The organism is Plantibacter sp. MDV22-iso1 (assembly GCF_058408345.1).
Window position 1 is genome coordinate 685358 of record NZ_JBZVDY010000002.1, and the last position, 17528, is coordinate 702885.

Below are 17528 nucleotides of genomic sequence, written 5' to 3' on the forward strand. Positions count from 1 at the left end.
GTTCCTGCCAGACTGGTACGATGAACGATCGCGCAGGTACCCCCGCCACCGAAGCAGATCTGATCGACGTCCCGTCGCTCATCGACGCCTACTACACGCTGAAGCCGGACGTCTCGATCCCCGAGCAGCGGGTGGTGTTCGGCACCTCCGGCCACCGCGGCTCCTCGCTGAACACCGCGTTCAACCAGGACCACATCGCCGCGACCACGCAGGCGATCGTCGAGTACCGCACGAGCCAGGGGATCACCGGGCCGCTCTTCATCGGATCCGACACCCACGCGCTCAGTGGGCCGGCGCAGACGACGGCGCTCGAGGTCCTGGTCGCCAACGGTGTGCGCGTCCTGGTGGACGAGTTCGACGACTTCGTGCCGACCCCCGCGCTCAGCCACGCGATCCTCAAGTACAACGCCGAAGGCAACGGCGACCAGGCGGACGGCATCGTCGTCACGCCCAGCCACAACCCGCCGGCCGACGGCGGCTTCAAGTACAACCCCCCGCACGGCGGACCTGCCGACTCCGACGCGACCTCCTGGATCGCGAACCGCGCCAACGAGCTCATCGCCGGTGGGCTGCACGACGTCAAGATGGCGGAACCGTCCGCCGTCGAGACGTACGACTTCCGCGGCAACTACGTCGACGATCTGAAGCACATCATCAACCTCGACGCCATCAAGCGCAGCGGGATCCGCATCGGCGCCGACCCCCTCGGCGGTGCGAGCGTCCACTACTGGCAGGCGATCGCCGACCGTTACGAGATCGACCTCACCGTCGTGAACCCGCACGTCGACCCGGCCTGGGCGTTCATGACGCTCGACTGGGACGGCAAGATCCGCATGGACCCGTCGTCGCCCTCCGCCATGGCGGCGCTCGTCGCACGACGCGACGAGTTCGACCTCCTCACCGGCAACGACGCCGACGCCGACCGCCACGGCATCGTCACGCCCGACGCCGGGCTCATGAACCCCAACCACTACCTCGCCGTCGCGATCGACTACCTCTACGCGAACCGGCCGGGCTGGCGCGACGACGCCGCCGTGGGCAAGACCCTCGTGTCGTCGTCGGTCGTCGACCGCGTGGCCGAGTCCCTCGGACGCCGCCTCTGGGAGGTCCCGGTCGGCTTCAAATGGTTCGTCCCCGGTCTCGTCGACGGTTCGGTCGGCTTCGGTGGCGAGGAGAGCGCCGGCGCGAGCTTCCTCCGCTTCGACGGCTCGGTGTGGACCACCGACAAGGACGGCATCCTCCTCTGCCTGCTCGCCGCGGAGATCCTCGCCGTGACGGGCAAGACCCCGTCGGTGCTCTACCGCGAACTGACCGAGCGCTTCGGCGACCCCGTGTACGAGCGTGTCGACGCCGCAGCCTCGAAGGAACAGAAGGCACGGCTCGGCAAGCTCGACGGCGACGCCATCACGGCGACCGAGCTCGCCGGCGACCCGATCGTCGCGAAGCTCAGCCACGCGCCGGGCAACGACGCGGCCATCGGCGGCGTCAAGGTCGTGACCGAGCACGCGTGGTTCGCCGCGCGTCCGTCCGGCACCGAGGACGTCTACAAGATCTACGCCGAGTCGTTCAAGGGCGCGGAGCACCTCAAGCTCGTCCAGGCGGAGGCGAAGCAGATCGTCGACGCCGCCCTCGGCGCCTAGCTCATCTCCTGGTTCCTGAGCCTGTCGAAGGGCGCACTTCGACAGGCTCAGTGACCGGTCTTCCCTGACGCTACCCCGGTCCCTGAGCGGACGCCCGGTCCCTGAGCCGCTACCCGGTCCCTGAGCCTGTCGGAGGGTTAGTTCAGGTATCCGGGAGCCGCCGGGAGCCCGAAGAACTCTTCGAGCGTCGTCACGCCCGTGTTGTGCATCTCGGTCGCGAGCGGCACGCCGATGTAGCGGTAGTGCCACGGCTCGAACGAGAAGCCGGTGACGTCGACCTTGTCGGCCGGGTACCGCAGGATGAACCCGAAGCGGTAGGCGTTCGCGGCGAGCCACTGCCCCTCCGCCGTGTCGCCGAAGCAGGTGTTGAGCGAGCAGTTGCCGCTCTCGGCACCGATGTCCATCGTCCAGCCGGTCTGGTGCTCGCTGTAGCCGGGGCGCGCGGTCGTCGAGTCGTCGGGTTCGCTGTCGTACACCGACACCTGGCTCGAGTAGCTGCGATACGCGCTGTTCGAAGCGAGCGACAGGCCGGCCTCGGCTGAGGCGGTGTCGAACAGCTGCACGATCGCGGCGGCGGCCTCGGCTCGCAACAGCGGGTCCCAGGTGTGGGCGACGGGGACGGACACCAGGTCCGGTGGCGTGTAGTCGACCGGGTTCAGCGGCCGGGTCTTGTTGACGACCACCCACGGGCTCAGCGGGTCGTCGATCGAGTAGGCGGCCTTGTCGAACGCCGGCGGGGCAGGCGGCGCGACCGGAACCGTCTCCGTCGGCGTCGGCGTGGGCGTGGGGGTCGGCGTCGGGGTGACGGACGGGGTCGCACTCGGTGTCTTCGTGGCGGCGGCCGGGGTGGGCGTGGCGCCGCCGGCGATGTTCACGACGAGCACCACCAGCAGGATCGCGAGCGCGGCGGCCAGGACGCTCAACGCGATCACGCGGTTGCGTCGGACGCGCCGCGAAACCGGGCGTCGGTGGGAGGGCTGGTGGGCTGCGGTCACACGTCGAGCCTAACCGCGACACGGCGCATGCGCCTCTGCCACACTGTCGACAGGCTTGCACACCGGACGAGGGGCCCGACCATGACCGCAGGGACGCCAGCACACCACGCGCCGACGCACCGGAAGCGCCCGCGGTTCCGTCGACTCCTGACCGCGGCCGCCGTCATGATCGGTCTCGGCCTCGTCGTCGCGGTCGTCGCGGCCATCACCCCGTGGCCGTCCGCGCTCCTCATCCGCTCGGTGTTCGAACGCGGCGGTGCTGCGACGGTCGCCGAGATGGAACCGTACGTCCCCGACACGAAGCTCACGGAGTTCCGCGACATCGCGTACGCGGCACCGAGCGGCGGCCGACCACAGGTGGACACCACCCTCGACGTCTTCACCCCAGCGGACGGCACCGAACCGCTCACCACGATCGTCTGGATCCACGGCGGCGCCTGGATCTCCGGCGAGAAGGGGAACGTCGAGCCCTACCTCCGCATCCTCGCGGCTGAGGGGTACACGACGATCGCGGTCAACTACACGATCGCTCCCGAGGCCGTCTATCCGACGGCCGTGAACCAGCTCAACGACGCCCTCGCGTACATCTCGGAGCACGCCGCCGAGTGGAACGGGAACCCGGACCGCCTGGTGCTCGCGGGCGACTCAGCGGGATCGCAGCTCGCCAGCCAGCTCGCCGTCCTCACGACCAACCCCGACTACGCGACGCTGTCGGGCATGACCCCTGGCATCGCTGCGGACCAGCTCGTTGGGACGATCCTCAACTGCGGGGTCTACGACCTGCCGGCGATGGCCGAGCTCGACGGCATCGGCGCCTGGGGCCTCCAGACCGCCCTCTGGGCCTACGCCGGTACGAAGGACTGGTCGGAGACGTCGACCGGCGCGCTCATGTCGACGATCGACTTCGTCACCGCCGACTTCCCGCCGACCTTCATCACCGGTGGGAACGGCGACGCCCTCACCTGGCTGCAGTCGGTCCCGATGAGCAGTGCCCTCGAGGACGCCGGCGTCGACGTCACGAAGCTCTTCTGGGCCGCGGACCACGAGCCGGCGCTCCCCCACGAGTACCAGTTCCACCTCGACCTCGACGACGCCCATGTGGCACTCACGGCCACCCTGGACTACCTCGCGGCGCTCGACGCGGACCTCGACGCAGCGCAGACCGCCACGCCCTGACCGAAGCGGTTGCCGCGGAACTTGCGCCGGGTGTAAGTTTGCACACTACGCAAAATCCCCAACGTCGGTGCGCCTGCAGACCGGCGCACCCAGAGTCGAACGAGATCGCATGTCATCCAGTTCCCCCGCCTCGACCGAGCCGTCGGGATCCGCCCCCGTCCTCAGCCACCGGCAGATCCTCTTCATCATCTTCGGCCTCATGGCCGGGATGTTCCTCTCCGCACTCGACCAGACCATCGTCGGCACCTCGATGCGCACGATCGCCGACGACCTCGACGGCATGGCCCTCCAGGCGTGGGTCACCACCGCGTACCTGATCACCTCGACCGTCTCGACGCCGATCTACGGCAAGCTGTCCGACATCTTCGGCCGTCGCCCGCTGTTCATCATCGCGATCTCGATCTTCCTCATCGGCTCGCTGCTCGCCGGCATGTCCGGTTCGATGTACGAGCTGGCGATCTTCCGTGCCATCCAGGGCCTCGGCGCCGGCGGCCTCATGGCCCTGCCGCTGACGATCATGGGTGACATGCTCGCCCCGCGCGAGCGCGCCAAGTACCAGGGGTACTTCCTCGCGGTCTTCGGCGTCTCGAGCGTCATCGGCCCGCTCATCGGCGGCCTGTTCGCCGGTGCCCCCGAGCTGCTGTTCATCACCGGTTGGCGCTGGGTGTTCCTCATCAACCTGCCGATCGGCGTCATCGCGCTCGCGATCGTCCTCCGCTTCCTGCACATCCCGCACACCCGCCACAGCGTCCGCATCGACTGGTGGGGTGCCGCAACGGTCGTCCTCGCCGTCGTGCCCCTGCTGCTCGTCGCCGAGCAGGGCCGCATCTGGGGCTGGGCCTCGGCAGGGTCCATCGCCTGCTACGCCATCGGGGTCGCCGGCATCGTCGGGTTCATCCTCGTCGAACGGGCGATGGGCGACGACGCACTCATCCCGTTGAAGCTCTTCAAGAACTCCACCTTCCGGGTCGCCACCATCCTCGGCGTGCTCGTCGGGTTCGGCATGTTCGGCGCGATGATGACCGTGCCGCTGTTCCTGCAGCTCGTCGAGGGCGCGACGCCGACCGAGTCCGGTCTGCTGATGCTGCCGATGATCCTCGGCCTCATGATCTCGTCGATCGCGAGCGGCCAGATCATCGCCCGGACCGGCAAGTACAAGGCGTTCCCGATCGTCGGTACCTTCCTGCTCCTGAGCGGTTTCTTCTACTTCAGCTTCGCGACGGCCGACAAGCCCGTCTGGTGGATGATGGGCGGCATGCTGCTCGTCGGCCTCGGACTCGGCCAGCTGATGCAGACGCTGACGATCGCGAGCCAGAACGCCGTCGAGGCACGCGACATCGGGGTGGCGACGAGCTCGTCGACCTTCTTCCGCCAGATCGGTGGAACGTTGGGCACGGCCGTCATCTTCTCCGTGCTCTACACGCGGATCCCGACGACCATCGCGGCGGCGTTCGCCGACCCGACGCTCAGCGAACGGGTCCGGGCTGCGGCGCAGGACCCGGCCGTGCTGTCGGACCCGGCGAACGAGGGCATCCTCAAGGTGCTGCAGCGGGCGCAGGAGAACAGCGGCTCGGCCGGTTCCGCGCTCGACGGCGACACCTCGTTCCTCGTCGGTGCGAACCACGACCTGGCCGCGCCGTTCCTCACGGGGTTCGCGGATGCGACCGTGACCGTGTTCTGGGTGAGCTTCGCTGTGGTCGCCGTCGCATTCGTGCTGAGCTGGTTCCTCAAGGCGCCGCCGCTGCGGGCGAAGTCGGCGCTGCAGGAGCGAACCGACGCCCAGGCTGCGGAGGACGCCGAGGACGAGTTGTCGCTCGCCGCCCAGCGTGCCGCCGAGCTGGCGGGGTCGCAGCTGTCACCCGACACCGCGAGCAACCGCGTCGTCGATCCCTCCACCCGTCGCTGACCGTCGTTCGTCGGTTTGCCAGCGCACCGCGCTGACGTGAGCGCTGTCGAATCGGCGTCACCGCGGCCCCAGCACGTGAGCGCGCCCCTCTGGAGGGGCGCGCTCACTCCGTAGACCCGCGCTCGCGTCAGCGCACCGCGCTGGCGCCACACCCCACCCACAGCCGACACCAGCATGAGAGCGCTCTCAGCAAGCGATAGCATGGGCGTGCACCCAGCCACGAGGAGCTTCGATGACGCACGCCCCCCAGCCCACCACCCGCCCGGCCCTGATCCTGCCGCCGTTCCTCTGGGGTTCCGCCACCGCGGCCGCCCAGGTCGAGGGGGCGGCACACGAGGACGGCAAGGAGGACTCCATCTGGGACGCCTTCGCCCGGGTGCCCGGAGCGATCGCCAACGGTGACGACCTCGAGGTCGCCGTCGACCACTACCACCGCACCGCCGGCGACATCGCGATCATGTCCGAGCTGGGCCTCGACGCCTACCGCTTCTCCACGAGCTGGGCGCGCATCAAGCCGGGCGACCGCGACGTCAACCCAGCCGGCCTCGACTTCTACAGTCGCCTGGTCGACCAGCTCCTCGACGCCGGCATCCTCCCCTGGCTCACCCTGTACCACTGGGACCTTCCGCAGGCGCTCGAGGAGCAGGGCGGCTGGACGAACCGCGACACCGCCCTGCGCTTCGTCGACTACGCCGAGGCGACCTACGACGCGCTCGGCGACCGCGTCCGGCACTGGACGACCTTCAACGAACCGTTCTGCTCCTCACTCCTCGGCTATGCGGTCGGCGTGCACGCACCGGGTCGCCTTGACGAGGCCGCCGCGCTCGCCGCCATCCACCACCAGCACCTCGCCCACGGGCTGGCGACCACCCGCCTCCGCGAGCTCGGTGCCGAGCAGATCGGCATCACCCTCAACCTCACCAACGCGATCCCGGCGGACCCCACCGACCCGGCCGACGTCGACGCCGCCCGCCGCGTCGACGGCATCATGAACCGCATCTTCCTCGAACCGATCGTCCTCGGCGAGTACCCGGCCGACGTCGCCCAAGACCTCGAGGGCCTCGGCCTCGACACACTCATCCACGACGGTGACCTCGAGACCATCTCCGCCCCGATCGACTTCCTCGGCGTCAACCACTACCACGACGACCTCGTGTCGGGTCACCCCGACGACTCCGGCGCCGACGGCGGCCACTCCGGCGCGACCGAGCGCGAGGCAGGTTCGCCGTGGCTCGCCTCGCCCGACATCTCCTTCCCGAGCCGCGGACTCCCCCGCACCGCGATGGACTGGGAGGTGCACCCCGCCGGCCTCCGCACCCTGCTCGTCCGGCTCGGCCGCGAGTACCCGACGCTGCCGCCGCTGTACGTGACCGAGAACGGTGCGGCCTACGACGACGTCGTCGCGGAGGACGGCCGCATCCACGACGTCGACCGCGACGCCTTCATCCAGGACCACATCGACCAGGTGGAACTCGCGATCGCCGACGGCGCCGACGTGCGCGGCTACTTCGTCTGGTCACTGCTCGACAACTTCGAGTGGGCCTACGGCTACGACAAGCGGTTCGGCATCGTGCGGGTCGACTACGACACGCAGGAGCGCACGATCAAGGACAGCGGACTGGCGTACGCACGCCGCATCGCCGCCTCGCGTGTGGTGCCCGCCGTGGCGGAGCTTCCCTGACGCAGGAACACTCCGGCGTGTCGCGATCGAGGGGCCGCGACACGCCGGTCACCTCCAGAGGAGCGACACCGGCCACGGACGTCCAGACGCCCGGCGATACACTGCACTCGGCACGCTCACCCGCTCGGAAGGGGACGATGATGCAGTCCGGTCAAGGGGCCCCGACACTCGAGATGGTGGCGGCACGCGCAGGCGTCTCCCGCGCGACCGTGTCGCGCGTCGTCAACGGCTCGCCGAAGGTCACGGCCGAGGTCGTCGCGGTCGTGAACGAGGCGATCGCCGCGCTCGACTACGTCCCGAACCGCGCCGCCCGGTCCCTGGCCTCCCGCCGGACCCAGGTCATCGCGCTCGTCGTCCCGGAGTCGACCGCCCGGGTGTTCTCGGACCCCTTCTTCGCGGCGGTCGTGCAGGGAGTGGCCCTCGAGCTGGCGGAGACCGACTACACACTCAACCTCCTCATCGCGAGTGAGGCGAACTCCGAGAAGACCCGCCGATACCTGCTCGGAGGCAACGTCGACGGCGCGCTCGTCGTGTCACACCACAGTGGCGACCACTCGTACACGCGGCTCGGCCAGGAGCTCCCGATCGTGTTCGGTGGTCGCCCGATGGGTGCCGACATCGTCGACAGCACCTACGTCGACGTCGACAACGTCGAGGGCGCGAGGACCGCGGCCCGTCACCTCATCGAGGCCGGCCGGACGCGGATCGCGACGATCGCGGGTCGTCAGGACATGCCGGGTGGGGTCGACCGACTCGCCGGGTGGCGTGCGGAGCTCGAGCTCGCGGGTCTTCCACACGATCTCGTCGAGGTGGGCGACTTCTCCCCGGCCGACGGCGCTGCCGCGATGCGGCGTCTCCTCGCGCGCGGCGTGCCAATCGACGGACTCTTCGCCGCGAACGACCAGATGGCCGCCGGCGCCTACTCCGTCATCCGCGAAGCCGGCCTGACGATCCCCGGCGACATCGCCGTCGTGGGCTACGACGACGACCGCTACGGCGAGACCGCCGCACCGCCGCTCACGACGATCGCGCAGTCGCCCGTCGACCTCGGTGCCGAGATGGCGAAGGTGCTGGTCCGTCGCCTCGCCGGCGAACCGGTCGAGCGCGTCACGATGATGCCGACCCGCCTCGTCCCGCGCGCCTCCGTCTGACCCTCCCCACCAGCCCGCGAACGGTCACCAGACGACAGTCCCGGGCGCAGCGACTGTGCCGAACTGACCGTTCGCGGGCTAGGAGAGGCGGGAGCGGATGATCTCGATCGCCTGCGGGTTCTCGTCGACGAGGACGTAACGACGACCGAGCGCCTTCGCGACCGCCCCCGTCGTGCCGCTGCCGGCGAAGAAGTCGAGCACCCAGTCGCCCTCGCGGGAGGACGCCTGCACGATGCGACGCAGGATCCCTTCCGGCTTCTGCGTCGGGTACCCGGTCTTCTCGCGGCCGGTCGGCGACACGATCGTGTGCCACCAGACGTCGGTGGGGAGCTTGCCGCGCGCCGCCTTCTCCGCGGTGACGAGCCCGGGCGCCATGTAGGGCTCGCGGTCGACGGTCGCGTTGTCGAAGTGGTACCCCTTCGGGTCCTTCACGTAGACGAGGATCGTGTCGTGCTTCGTCGGCCAGCGGCTCTGCGCCTTCGCGCCGTAGTCGTAGGCCCAGATGATCTCGTTGAGGAAGCACTCCCGGCCGAAGAGGGCGTCGAGGAGCACCTTCGCGTAGTGCGCCTCGCGGTAGTCGAGGTGGAGGTAGAGGGTGCCGTCGGCGGCCAGGACGCGCCAGGCCTCGACGAGTCGCGGCTCGAGGAAGCCCCAGTAGTCGTCGAAGGCGTCGTCGAAGCGTCTGAGGTCGCCGCGGATGCGCTCGTACGCCTGCCCTTTGAAGCCGGCGAAACGGTTCACCCCCGTCTCAGCGGTGCGCACCGAGGTCGAGGAGTGGCGACGCTGCACGCGGCCGGTGTTGAACGGCGGGTCGAGATAGATGAGCGTGAACGCCTCGTCGGGCAATTGGGCCACGACGTCGAGGTTGTCGCCCTCGAGGACGAGGTCGGGGCCGTCCGGGGTCCATCGCAGCGGCACTTCATCGGCTGCTGCGGCGAGGGACATGTGCCTATTCTGGCAGCCCGCGGCCTGCACACCCGGGAAGGAACGACCGACCCCGCGCGTTGTACCGCGTATGACCACGGAGTTCGCCAACGAGACCGATGCCCAGCGCTACACCATGCACGTCGACGGCCAGCTGGTGAGCGTCGTCGACTACCGCATCTCGGGCGACTCGATCTCGTTCCCCCGCACCTTCACCACGCCGCCGTTCCGCGGCAAGGGGTACGCGGGCGAACTCGTCGCCTACGCGGTCGACGACGTCGAGCAGCACAGCGACCGTCGGATCGTCCCGATGTGCTGGTACGTGGGCGAGTGGTTCGACGCGCACCCCGAGCGTCAGGACCTCCTCACCCGTTCCGCCGGCTAGCACCGGCGCGTCACCCACCGGCCACCTGGCGGTTACGCACGGGGACTAGCGTCCCGACCATGCAGCAGCTCGTCTCGCACTACGCCCCGCCGCCCGCACTCGACCAGGTCGACGGTTACCAGGTGGTCGATGTCGACGACGACGACCCCATCCTGCTGGACGCCGCCGGCAGCCACATCGACACCTGGCGCGAGGGCTACCCGTACGCCGAGCGCATGTCGCGAGAGCAGTACGAGAGCGACAAGCGGCTGCTCCAGATCGAGCTGCTCAAGCTGCAGAACTGGATCAAAGCGAACGACCGTCGGCTGGTCGTCGTGTTCGAGGGACGCGACGCCGCCGGCAAGGGCGGCACGATCAAGCGCTTCACCGAGCACCTCAACCCGCGTGGCGCCCGCGTCGTCGCGCTCGAGAAGCCGACCGCCCGCGAGTCCACGCAGTGGTACTTCCAGCGCTACGTCCAGCACCTGCCGGCCGCCGGCGAGATCGTGCTGTTCGACCGGTCCTGGTACAACCGCGCGGGCGTCGAACGCGTGATGGGGTTCTGCACCCCGGCGCAGTACGACGAGTTCATGCGCCAGGCACCGCTGTTCGAGCAGATGCTCGTCGGCGACGGCGTCGACCTCGTGAAGTTCTGGTTCTCCGTCTCCGCCGACGAGCAGCGGACGCGCTTCGCGATCCGGCAGGTCGACCCGGTGCGGCAATGGAAGCTCTCCCCGATGGACCTCGCGTCACTCGACAAGTGGGGCGATTACACCCGCGCGAAGGAGGCGATGCTCGAGGCGACGGACACCGCCGACGCCCCGTGGACGATCGTCAAGAGCAACGACAAGAAGCGCGCCAGGGTCGAGGCGATGCGGCATGTGCTGCACCGCTTCGACTACGACAACAAGGACCACGAGGTCGTCGGCACGCCCGACACCAACATCGTCGGGCCCGCCGCCTCGGTCTACGAGCGCGGCGAGCGCAACGTCGGCGACTGAACCGGGGACGCAGGGCTGCAGCGCCCGCTATCCTCTGGATCATGCAGCCGAAACCGTCACCGTTGCGACGCCTCACCTCGTCGAGCGCGATCTACGGCACCGTCGTCTACGCCGGCCTCGTCGGCGCGTCGAGCGTGTACGAGGAGGACGACGTCGACCAGGTGCTCATCACGAGTGCGCTGACCCTCATCGTGTTCTGGCTCGCGCACGTCTACTCGGCCGCCCTCGCGCACCACGGCGACGACCGGCACGAGGCGCTGGTGACGCTCGGCGCGTCAATCAGGCACGGGTTCCAGGAGTCGTCCGGCATGCTCCTGTCCGCCGTGCTCCCGACGATCCCGCTCGTGTTCGGCATCGCCGGTGTGCTCAGCCATGAGCATGCCGTGATCCTGGCGTTGCAGGTGTCCACACTGATGCTCTTCGTGCTCGGCTGCGCGGCGTTCGTGGTGCGCGGGTCACGCTGGTGGTGGTGTCTCCTCGGCGGTGTCGCGACGGCCCTGTTCGGGATCGTCATCATCCTGCTCGAGGCCGGCACCCACTAGTCCGGCCCGCGACGGGTCCCGAATGGCTGGTACCGAGCGTCCGGGATCGACCGTTCGGGCCCCCTCGCGAGCTCAGCGGCGGGCGGCGAGCGCTTTCGCGGACTGCTGCGCGGCGCGACGGACCTCGCGGTCGGGGTCGCGGAGGAGCGCTTCGAGGAGCGGCTTGGCGTCCTCTCCACCGACGACGGCGAGCGCCCGGGCTCCGGCTGCGCGCACGCGGGCGTGGTCGTCGCTCAGCAGTGGTGCGATCGCGGCGACGTCGCCGATCCGACGCTCGGCGCAGACGCGCGCGGCCATCTCGCGGACGCGCCAGGCCTGGTTGCCGAGTGCTCCGACGACGGGCGCGGTGGCCGAGTCGTCCCACACGTGCAGCAGGGCGCGGGTGCCCCAGAGCTCGGGCCAGTACAGCGCGGGCGCTCCACCGAGGATGCCCTCGGCGTGGTGTCCGCCGACGACGCGGAGGAAGTCCTCGCCCTCGTAGCGACCGGCGAGCAGGGAGACGCAGCGTTCGACGACCCGGGTCTCGCTCTCGGCGGCCACCGCGTCGGCGAGCCGTTGCTCGAGGGACGCCTGCGTGGCGGGGGTCGACGGGTCGGGTGTCTCGTTCTGCGCTGTCATCGTCCCCCCACCCTAGCCCGCGAGCTGTCACCAACGGTGGGTGATGCAGGCCCACACCCGCCACTGGTGACAGTTCGCGGGCTGCGGGGAGGGTTATGGGACGCGGGTGAGCCAGGCGTCGGTGGCGAACTTGTCGGTGACGAGCTGCTCGGCGGCGGAGCGCTCGGCATCGGTGACGTGGCCGGGGGTCGCGCCGGTGATCTCGACGAAGGTGTCCTTCATGCGGTCGATGATCTCGGCCCGCGAGAGCCCGGTCTGGCTGCGGAGCGGGTCGACGCGCTTCGCCGCAGAAGTCGTGCCCTTGTCGCTGAGCTTCTCACGCCCGATGCGGAGCACCCGGGTCATGAGCTCCCCGTCCATGTCGTAGCTCATCGTGACGTGGTGCAGGACGGCACCGTTCCCGAGCCGCTTCTGCGCGGCACCGCCGATCTTGCCCGACGGGCTCGTGATGTCGTTGAGCGGCTGGTACGTCGCCTCGATGCCGAGCGAGCGGAGGGCGACGAGCACCCAGTCGTCGAGGTAGGCGTAGGAGTCGGCGAAGGTCATGCCGTTCACGAGCTCGGCCGGGACGTAGAGCGAGTAGGTGATGATGCCACCGCGCTGCATCATCATCGCGCCACCGCCGGAGACGCGGCGGACGACCTCGAAGCCGTTCGCCTTCGCGTTGTCGAGGTCGACCTCGTTCTTGAGCGACTGGAAGCTGCCGATGACGACCGCCGACTGGTCCCACTCCCAGATGCGGAGCGTCGGACCGCGGCGGCCCTCGCCGACCTCGTTCGTCAGGACCTCGTCGAGCGCGAGGTGGAGCTGGGGTGACACCGAGCCCTCGTGGATGAGCTGCCAGTCGTAGTCGCCCCAGCCCGTCGCCTTCGCGAGCGAGCGGCGGATCGCCGTCGCGACGGCTTCGGGCGTGAAGCCGAGGAGCACGGCGTCCTCGGGCAGGGCGCCGCGGATGGCTGCGGCGAGGCCGGCGGCGTCGGTGGTGGCGGGGAGCCCCGTGACGGCGCGGTCGATCAGCGCGAGTGCGTCGTCGGGTTCGAGGAAGAAGTCGCCGGCGAGGCGGAAGTCCGCGATGCGGTCGTCGACCACCTCGAGATCGACGACGACGAGCTTGCCACCCGGGACCTTGTACTCACCATGCATGCACCCAGCCTATTCCTGGACGGCGTCCGGATTCCCCGGAAGGGGCGTCGAACCGGGTCAGGAGTCGAAGCCGATGCCGAAGCGGTCCATGACCTTCAGGAGCAGGCCGTCGCGGCCCTCGTTCGCGTCGGAACGGGCGACCGCGCGGCGGACGGTCTGGATCGCGGGGTTCGCGATGGGCTCCGGCGGGATGGGGATCGGCTTGGACCGGACCATCTTCAGGCGGGTCAGCTCGGTCGATTCGCCACTCAGCAGATCGAGCATGACCTTCGCACCGAAGCGCGTCGCGCCGACCCCGAGCCCGGTGAACCCGGCGCTGTAGGCGACGCGTCCGCCGAGTGCCGTGCCCTGGAACGCCGAGAGCCGCGAACACATGTCGATCATGCCGCCCCACGCATGGGTGAACCGGACGTCGAGTTGCGGGTAGGTCGTGAAGAAGTGGTCGGCCAGGGTCTCGAACGTCTCGCGGCGCTGATCGTGCTCCGGCCGGATCCTGCCACCCCGGTGGTAGACCGCGTCGAAGCCGCCGTAGAGGATGCGGTCGTCGGCGGACCGGCGGGAGTAGTGGAACTCGCGACTCGAGTCGGCGATACCGAAACGGTCGGTCCACCCGATGCTCTCGAGCTGGTCCGGGGAGAGCGGCTCGGTCATGAGCACGTAGTCGTACACGGGGATCGTCAGGAGCTCCGTGCGTTTGAGGAGCGACGGGAAGCCGTTGGTGGCGAGCGCGACCTGCCGGGCCTGCACCCCGCCCTGCTTCGTGGTCACCGCGACGCCGTCACCCGAGCGCCGCAGCCGGGTCGCCGGGGTGTGCTCGAAGACCCGCACACCGAGCTCGATGCAGGCGCGCTTCAAGCCCCAGGCGAGCTTCGCCGGGTGGACGAGCGCGGTGCTCTTCCACTCGCGCTGACCAGCCAGGTAGACGGGTGAGTGCACGAGCGCCTGGACGGCCTCGCGATCGAGGAAGACACCGTCGCCCGACACCTCGCGCAGCGCGTCGACCTGATGCGGCTCGGTCGCGACCGTGAGCACACCGGTGTGCTCGAACTCGGCGTCGATCCCGAGGCGGTCGAGCGTGGCGACGAACTCGTCGAAGTTCTCGTCCGCCAGGCGATCGAGCTCCGGCAGTTCGTCGGCGAAGTGACGCTCGCCGTTGTCGACGCCGTGGGTGAGGCTCTCCTCGAAGAAGCCGCCGTTCCGGCCACTCGCCGCCCAGCCGACCTCCTTGCCCTCGATGAGCACGACGTCACGCGAGGGGTCGGTCTCCTTGGCGATGAGCGCGGTCCAGAGTCCGGAGTAGCCGCCGCCGACGACCAGCAGATCCGCCGTGACCTGGCCGACGAGTCGGGGCTCCGGCGTCGGCCGGTCGGGGCTGTCGAGCCAGTACGGGACCGTACTCGCTCCCGCGAGCGACCGCGCGATGCGCTCGGCCGAGTTCCGTCTGCGGTGGCTGTAGGTGGGTCCGTCCGAGGTCACCGGGTCTCCTCTGCGTCGAGTGTGGGTGTCGCGACTGTACCCCGCGGCCCCTGAGCTTGTCACCGGTTCGGATACCCGGCGACCGCCCGCTCAGGTGCGCTGGTCGAGCCACTCCACGACGTCGCGCTCGACGTCCTCGCGGTTCAGCTCGTTGAAGATCTCGTGCCGCGCCTCGGGGTAGATGACGAGCGTCACGTCCGTCAGCTTCGAGCGCTTGACGTACGCGTCGCGGAGCAGGGTCAGGCCGCGGACGCCGCCGAGGGCATCGTCGGAGCCGCCGAGGATCAGCACGGGCAGCTTGCGCGGCAGGCGCTTCGGCGGGCGACCGAGGAAGGCGAACGCCTGGATCGGGTTCCACACCGGGGTGACGCCGATGTCGAAGTTGCGCTCGTCGGCGGCGAACGCGGCCCAGGCTGCAGGGTCGCGGTTGAGCCACTCGAGACCGGTCTTCCCGGTCTTCCGCCAGCGCTTGTTGAGGTCGCCGGCGTTGATGACGCCGGGCATCGCGAGCGAGGTGCCGGAGAGGATGAGGAGTTCGTACAGATCGTGTTCGGCGACGACCTTCTGCGCCATGAGCGAGCCCCAGCTGTGACCGAGCAACGCGAGCCGCGACTCGGGGAAGCGGGTCCGCAGGTACCGGCCGACGGCGGCGACGGAGTCGATCGCGCCCCGGGTGGTCCGCGGGCCGAGCTTGCCGAGGCCGAGGTGCTCGAGGCCCGTGCGACCGTGGCCGCGGTGGTCGTCGGCCGCGACCGTGTATCCCGCGTCGTTGAGCCGTGCGGCGAGGCGCCCGTACCGGAGGGCGTGCTCCCCCGCGCCGTGGGCGATGTGCACGACGGCCCGCGGGTTCGGCACCTCCCACAGGTAGACGTAGACCGTGACGCCGTCGTCGTCGACGATCGTCTCGGTCGCATACGGTCGTGGCTCGACGGGGCGGTTCGCGTCGTCGACGGGTGGCGGGGTCTGCTCGCTCATCCCGCCAGCGTATGCCCTCGGACCGTCGGCGTCGCGAGTCCGTTTGCGGTTCCCGGAGGGCAGGCGTACGGTGAACGAGGCCCGAACGGCGGGCCGGCAGGTTTCGACGGAAGCGAGGTGAGCGGCCATGGCTGGTGACAGTACCCGCGCCACCGCATCGACGAGCCGCCCCGCCTCCCTCACCCGGTAGGCGCTGCCACCGCCGGTGCCGAGGCGCCCTCACTCACACCTCCCCGGGTGCGATCCACCGAGATCACCTGCACCCGCGCGGCCGCCGCACGTTCCCGTCGATCGATGGACGGAGACCTCATGGCACTCATCGACAACGGCATCTACGTGACCGGACGGCGCTCGGCGAGCCCGCGATCGCTCGACGCCACGTACGAGCTCCTCAACGAACAGCGCGGCATGGCCTGGATCGGTCTGTACCGCCCGGAACCGTCGGAGATCCGCTCCGTCGCTCAGGAGTTCGATCTGCATCCGCTCGCCGTCGAGGACGCCCTGAAGGGCCATCAGCGGGCGAAGCTCGAGCGGTACGGCGACACGCTGTTCGTCGTCCTGCGTCCGGCCCGCTACCTGGACGAGGAGGAGCGGGTCGAGTTCGGCGAGGTGCACCTGTTCGTCGGCCCCGGGTTCGTCGTCACGGTCCGCCACGCGGAGAAGCCCGACCTCGGCCAGGTCCGGCGGCGACTCGAAGCCCGGCCCGACATCCTCGCACTCGGTCCCGACGCCGTCCTGCACGCGGTGCTCGACCAGGTCGTCGACGGCTACGGTCCCGTCGTCGCGGGGCTCGAGAACGACATCGACGAGATCGAGGACGAGCTCTTCGGCGACGCCGCGGACGTCTCGCGTCGCATCTACGAACTGTTGCGTCAGGTCATCGCGTTCCAGCGCGCGACCACGCCCCTGCGGGCCATGCTCCACGGCCTGCTGCAGGGTGCCGACAAGTACGGTCTCGACGAGGAGCTGCGCAACGGCTTCCGCGACGTGCTCGACCACACCCTCCGGATCGCGGAGCGCGTCGACTCCTTCCGCCACCTGCTCCGCAACGCGCTCACGGTGCACGCGACGCTCATGACGCAGCAGCAGAACGAGGAGATGCGACGCCTCTCGGAGGCGAGCCTCGCGCAGAACGAGGAGTCGCGTCGGATGAGCGAGACGGCGCTAGCGCAGAACGAGGAGATCAAGCGGATCTCCTCCTGGGCGGCGATCCTCTTCGCCCCGACACTCATCGGCACCGTCTACGGCATGAACTTCGACGACATGCCGGAGCTGCACTGGCAGTTCGGCTACCCGGTCGCCATCGGAGCGATGCTCGTCCTCTCCGGGACCCTGTACGCCATCTTCCGAGCCCGCCGCTGGCTCTGACCCCCCTGCTCGCGAACTGTCACCAACTGCCAGTCCTGCTCCCCGTGCACTGTCGGTTTGTGACAGTTCGCGGGTATACTTAGGGTGGCTAATGAGCTAAGCTAATGGATCGTGGCAAGCGGAGCAGCGACGAAGACCAGGGCACTGACGATCGCCGAGCAGGCGTCCGAACTCCGGATGGGCACCTTCCGGCTCGCGAGACGACTGCGCGGGGAGAAGTCGGTCGACGACCTCAGCGATCCACAGTTCTCCGTCCTCGGAGGGCTCTACAAAGAGGGCTCCGCAACCCTGCGGGCACTGGCCGAACGCGACCGCGTGTCCGCGCCATCCATGAATCGCACCGTCAACTGCCTCGAAGAGGCCGGGTACGTCACCCGAGAAACCGACGCGGCCGACCGCCGGAAGGTCACCATCGCCCTCACCGAAGCGGGCCACACCACCGTCACCGAGACCGTCCGGAAACGCGACGCGTGGATCACCCAGCAGCTGCGCGCGCTCACCCCGGACGAACGCGACACCCTCGCCCGCGCAGCCGAGATCATGAGGAGACTCGCCACCCAGTGAGTGC

Annotated in this window: 16 protein-coding genes; 10 read left to right on the forward strand and 6 right to left on the reverse strand. The window is 69.5% G+C overall.

Features of this window, described 5'->3' with window-relative positions; translation table 11 throughout:
- Nucleotides 1-20: 20 nt before the first annotated feature.
- On the forward strand, nt 21-1640 hold the full coding sequence (gene pgm, locus AC4PMY_RS13915; RefSeq protein WP_064296891.1) for a phosphoglucomutase (alpha-D-glucose-1,6-bisphosphate-dependent): 1620 nt from the start codon (nt 21-23) through the stop codon (nt 1638-1640).
- Between the two features lie 137 nt (nt 1641-1777).
- On the opposite strand, the gene AC4PMY_RS13920 is transcribed toward pgm, so the two are convergent.
- Complete coding sequence (locus AC4PMY_RS13920; protein WP_491623001.1) at nt 1778-2635, reverse strand: M15 family metallopeptidase; 858 nt, start codon at nt 2633-2635, stop codon at nt 1778-1780.
- A gap of 81 nt (nt 2636-2716) precedes the next feature.
- Here AC4PMY_RS13920 and AC4PMY_RS13925 point away from each other — a divergent pair, with 81 nt between their 5' ends.
- From AC4PMY_RS13925 to AC4PMY_RS13940, 4 genes are all read left to right on the forward strand, one after another.
- On the forward strand, nt 2717-3811 hold the full coding sequence (locus tag AC4PMY_RS13925; RefSeq protein WP_491623002.1) for an alpha/beta hydrolase: 1095 nt from the start codon (nt 2717-2719) through the stop codon (nt 3809-3811).
- Nucleotides 3812-3920: 109 nt separating this feature from the next.
- Entirely contained in the window at nt 3921-5717 is a 1797-nt protein-coding gene (locus AC4PMY_RS13930; protein WP_071260631.1) for an MDR family MFS transporter, read from the forward strand.
- Between the two features lie 232 nt (nt 5718-5949).
- A complete protein-coding gene (locus AC4PMY_RS13935) occupies nt 5950-7398 on the forward strand; it encodes a GH1 family beta-glucosidase (protein WP_491623003.1) in 1449 nt (482 codons plus the stop codon).
- A 137-nt stretch (nt 7399-7535) separates the two neighbouring features.
- On the forward strand, nt 7536-8549 hold the full coding sequence (locus AC4PMY_RS13940; RefSeq protein ID WP_491623004.1) for a LacI family DNA-binding transcriptional regulator: 1014 nt from the start codon (nt 7536-7538) through the stop codon (nt 8547-8549).
- Nucleotides 8550-8627: 78 nt separating this feature from the next.
- On the opposite strand, the gene AC4PMY_RS13945 is transcribed toward AC4PMY_RS13940, so the two are convergent.
- Nucleotides 8628-9494 carry a DNA-methyltransferase gene (locus AC4PMY_RS13945; RefSeq protein WP_064295765.1) on the reverse strand — a complete coding sequence of 289 codons (867 nt, stop codon included), beginning with the start codon at nt 9492-9494 and terminating at the stop codon, nt 8628-8630.
- A 70-nt stretch (nt 9495-9564) separates the two neighbouring features.
- Here AC4PMY_RS13945 and AC4PMY_RS13950 point away from each other — a divergent pair, with 70 nt between their 5' ends.
- Genes AC4PMY_RS13950 through AC4PMY_RS13960 form a run of 3 tightly spaced genes read left to right on the forward strand, consistent with a single transcriptional unit; the run spans nt 9565 to nt 11380 of the window.
- The gene (locus AC4PMY_RS13950; RefSeq protein WP_071260637.1) at nt 9565-9858 is read left to right on the forward strand and encodes a GNAT family N-acetyltransferase; all 294 of its coding nucleotides are present in this window, start codon (nt 9565-9567) and stop codon (nt 9856-9858) included.
- A gap of 59 nt (nt 9859-9917) precedes the next feature.
- Nucleotides 9918-10838 carry a polyphosphate kinase 2 gene (ppk2, locus tag AC4PMY_RS13955; RefSeq protein ID WP_121292258.1) on the forward strand — a complete coding sequence of 307 codons (921 nt, stop codon included), beginning with the start codon at nt 9918-9920 and terminating at the stop codon, nt 10836-10838.
- Nucleotides 10839-10879: 41 nt separating this feature from the next.
- Nucleotides 10880-11380: a hypothetical protein gene (locus AC4PMY_RS13960; protein ID WP_491623005.1), complete on the forward strand. Its 501-nt coding sequence runs from the start codon at nt 10880-10882 to the stop codon at nt 11378-11380.
- Between the two features lie 72 nt (nt 11381-11452).
- On the opposite strand, the gene AC4PMY_RS13965 is transcribed toward AC4PMY_RS13960, so the two are convergent.
- The 4 genes from AC4PMY_RS13965 to AC4PMY_RS13980 all read right to left on the reverse strand — a co-directional run bounded on the left by AC4PMY_RS13965 (nt 11453) and on the right by AC4PMY_RS13980 (nt 15592).
- Nucleotides 11453-11998 (reverse strand): HEAT repeat domain-containing protein, encoded by a 546-nt coding sequence (locus AC4PMY_RS13965; protein ID WP_079706438.1) that lies wholly within the window; start codon nt 11996-11998, stop codon nt 11453-11455.
- Between the two features lie 93 nt (nt 11999-12091).
- Nucleotides 12092-13141, reverse strand: coding sequence for a lipoate-protein ligase LplAB (lplAB, locus tag AC4PMY_RS13970; RefSeq protein WP_071260639.1), 1050 nt, complete (start codon nt 13139-13141; stop codon nt 12092-12094).
- Between the two features lie 57 nt (nt 13142-13198).
- Nucleotides 13199-14617 (reverse strand): NAD(P)/FAD-dependent oxidoreductase, encoded by a 1419-nt coding sequence (locus AC4PMY_RS13975; RefSeq protein WP_491623006.1) that lies wholly within the window; start codon nt 14615-14617, stop codon nt 13199-13201.
- Nucleotides 14618-14707: 90 nt separating this feature from the next.
- Nucleotides 14708-15592, reverse strand: a complete 885-nt coding sequence (locus AC4PMY_RS13980) for an alpha/beta hydrolase (protein WP_491623007.1) — start codon at nt 15590-15592, stop codon at nt 14708-14710.
- Nucleotides 15593-15901: 309 nt separating this feature from the next.
- On the opposite strand from AC4PMY_RS13980, the gene AC4PMY_RS13985 reads away from it, so the two are divergent.
- Both AC4PMY_RS13985 and AC4PMY_RS13990 read left to right on the forward strand, forming a co-directional pair.
- Entirely contained in the window at nt 15902-16960 is a 1059-nt protein-coding gene (locus AC4PMY_RS13985) for a magnesium and cobalt transport protein CorA (RefSeq protein WP_064295772.1), read from the forward strand.
- 111 nt (nt 16961-17071) lie between these two features.
- On the forward strand, nt 17072-17524 hold the full coding sequence (locus tag AC4PMY_RS13990) for a MarR family winged helix-turn-helix transcriptional regulator (RefSeq protein ID WP_229939713.1): 453 nt from the start codon (nt 17072-17074) through the stop codon (nt 17522-17524).
- The last annotated feature ends 4 nt before the right edge of the window (nt 17525-17528 follow it).

Excerpts from the sequence above, each read along its gene's own strand:
- lplAB (WP_071260639.1), bottom strand. The coding sequence starts at position 13,141 with ATGCATGGTGAGTACAAGGTCCCGGGTGGCAAGCTCGTCGTCGTCGAT.
- AC4PMY_RS13935 (WP_491623003.1), top strand. The coding sequence starts at position 5,950 with ATGACGCACGCCCCCCAGCCCACCACCCGCCCGGCCCTGATCCTGCCG.
- AC4PMY_RS13980 (WP_491623007.1), bottom strand. The coding sequence starts at position 15,592 with ATGAGCGAGCAGACCCCGCCACCCGTCGACGACGCGAACCGCCCCGTC.
- ppk2 (WP_121292258.1), top strand. The coding sequence starts at position 9,918 with ATGCAGCAGCTCGTCTCGCACTACGCCCCGCCGCCCGCACTCGACCAG.
- AC4PMY_RS13960 (WP_491623005.1), top strand. The coding sequence starts at position 10,880 with ATGCAGCCGAAACCGTCACCGTTGCGACGCCTCACCTCGTCGAGCGCG.
- AC4PMY_RS13950 (WP_071260637.1), top strand. The coding sequence starts at position 9,565 with ATGACCACGGAGTTCGCCAACGAGACCGATGCCCAGCGCTACACCATG.
- AC4PMY_RS13940 (WP_491623004.1), top strand. The coding sequence starts at position 7,536 with ATGATGCAGTCCGGTCAAGGGGCCCCGACACTCGAGATGGTGGCGGCA.
- AC4PMY_RS13965 (WP_079706438.1), bottom strand. The coding sequence starts at position 11,998 with ATGACAGCGCAGAACGAGACACCCGACCCGTCGACCCCCGCCACGCAG.
- AC4PMY_RS13945 (WP_064295765.1), bottom strand. The coding sequence starts at position 9,494 with ATGTCCCTCGCCGCAGCAGCCGATGAAGTGCCGCTGCGATGGACCCCG.
- AC4PMY_RS13985 (WP_064295772.1), top strand. The coding sequence starts at position 15,902 with ATGGCACTCATCGACAACGGCATCTACGTGACCGGACGGCGCTCGGCG.
- AC4PMY_RS13930 (WP_071260631.1), top strand. The coding sequence starts at position 3,921 with ATGTCATCCAGTTCCCCCGCCTCGACCGAGCCGTCGGGATCCGCCCCC.
- pgm (WP_064296891.1), top strand. The coding sequence starts at position 21 with ATGAACGATCGCGCAGGTACCCCCGCCACCGAAGCAGATCTGATCGAC.
- AC4PMY_RS13925 (WP_491623002.1), top strand. The coding sequence starts at position 2,717 with ATGACCGCAGGGACGCCAGCACACCACGCGCCGACGCACCGGAAGCGC.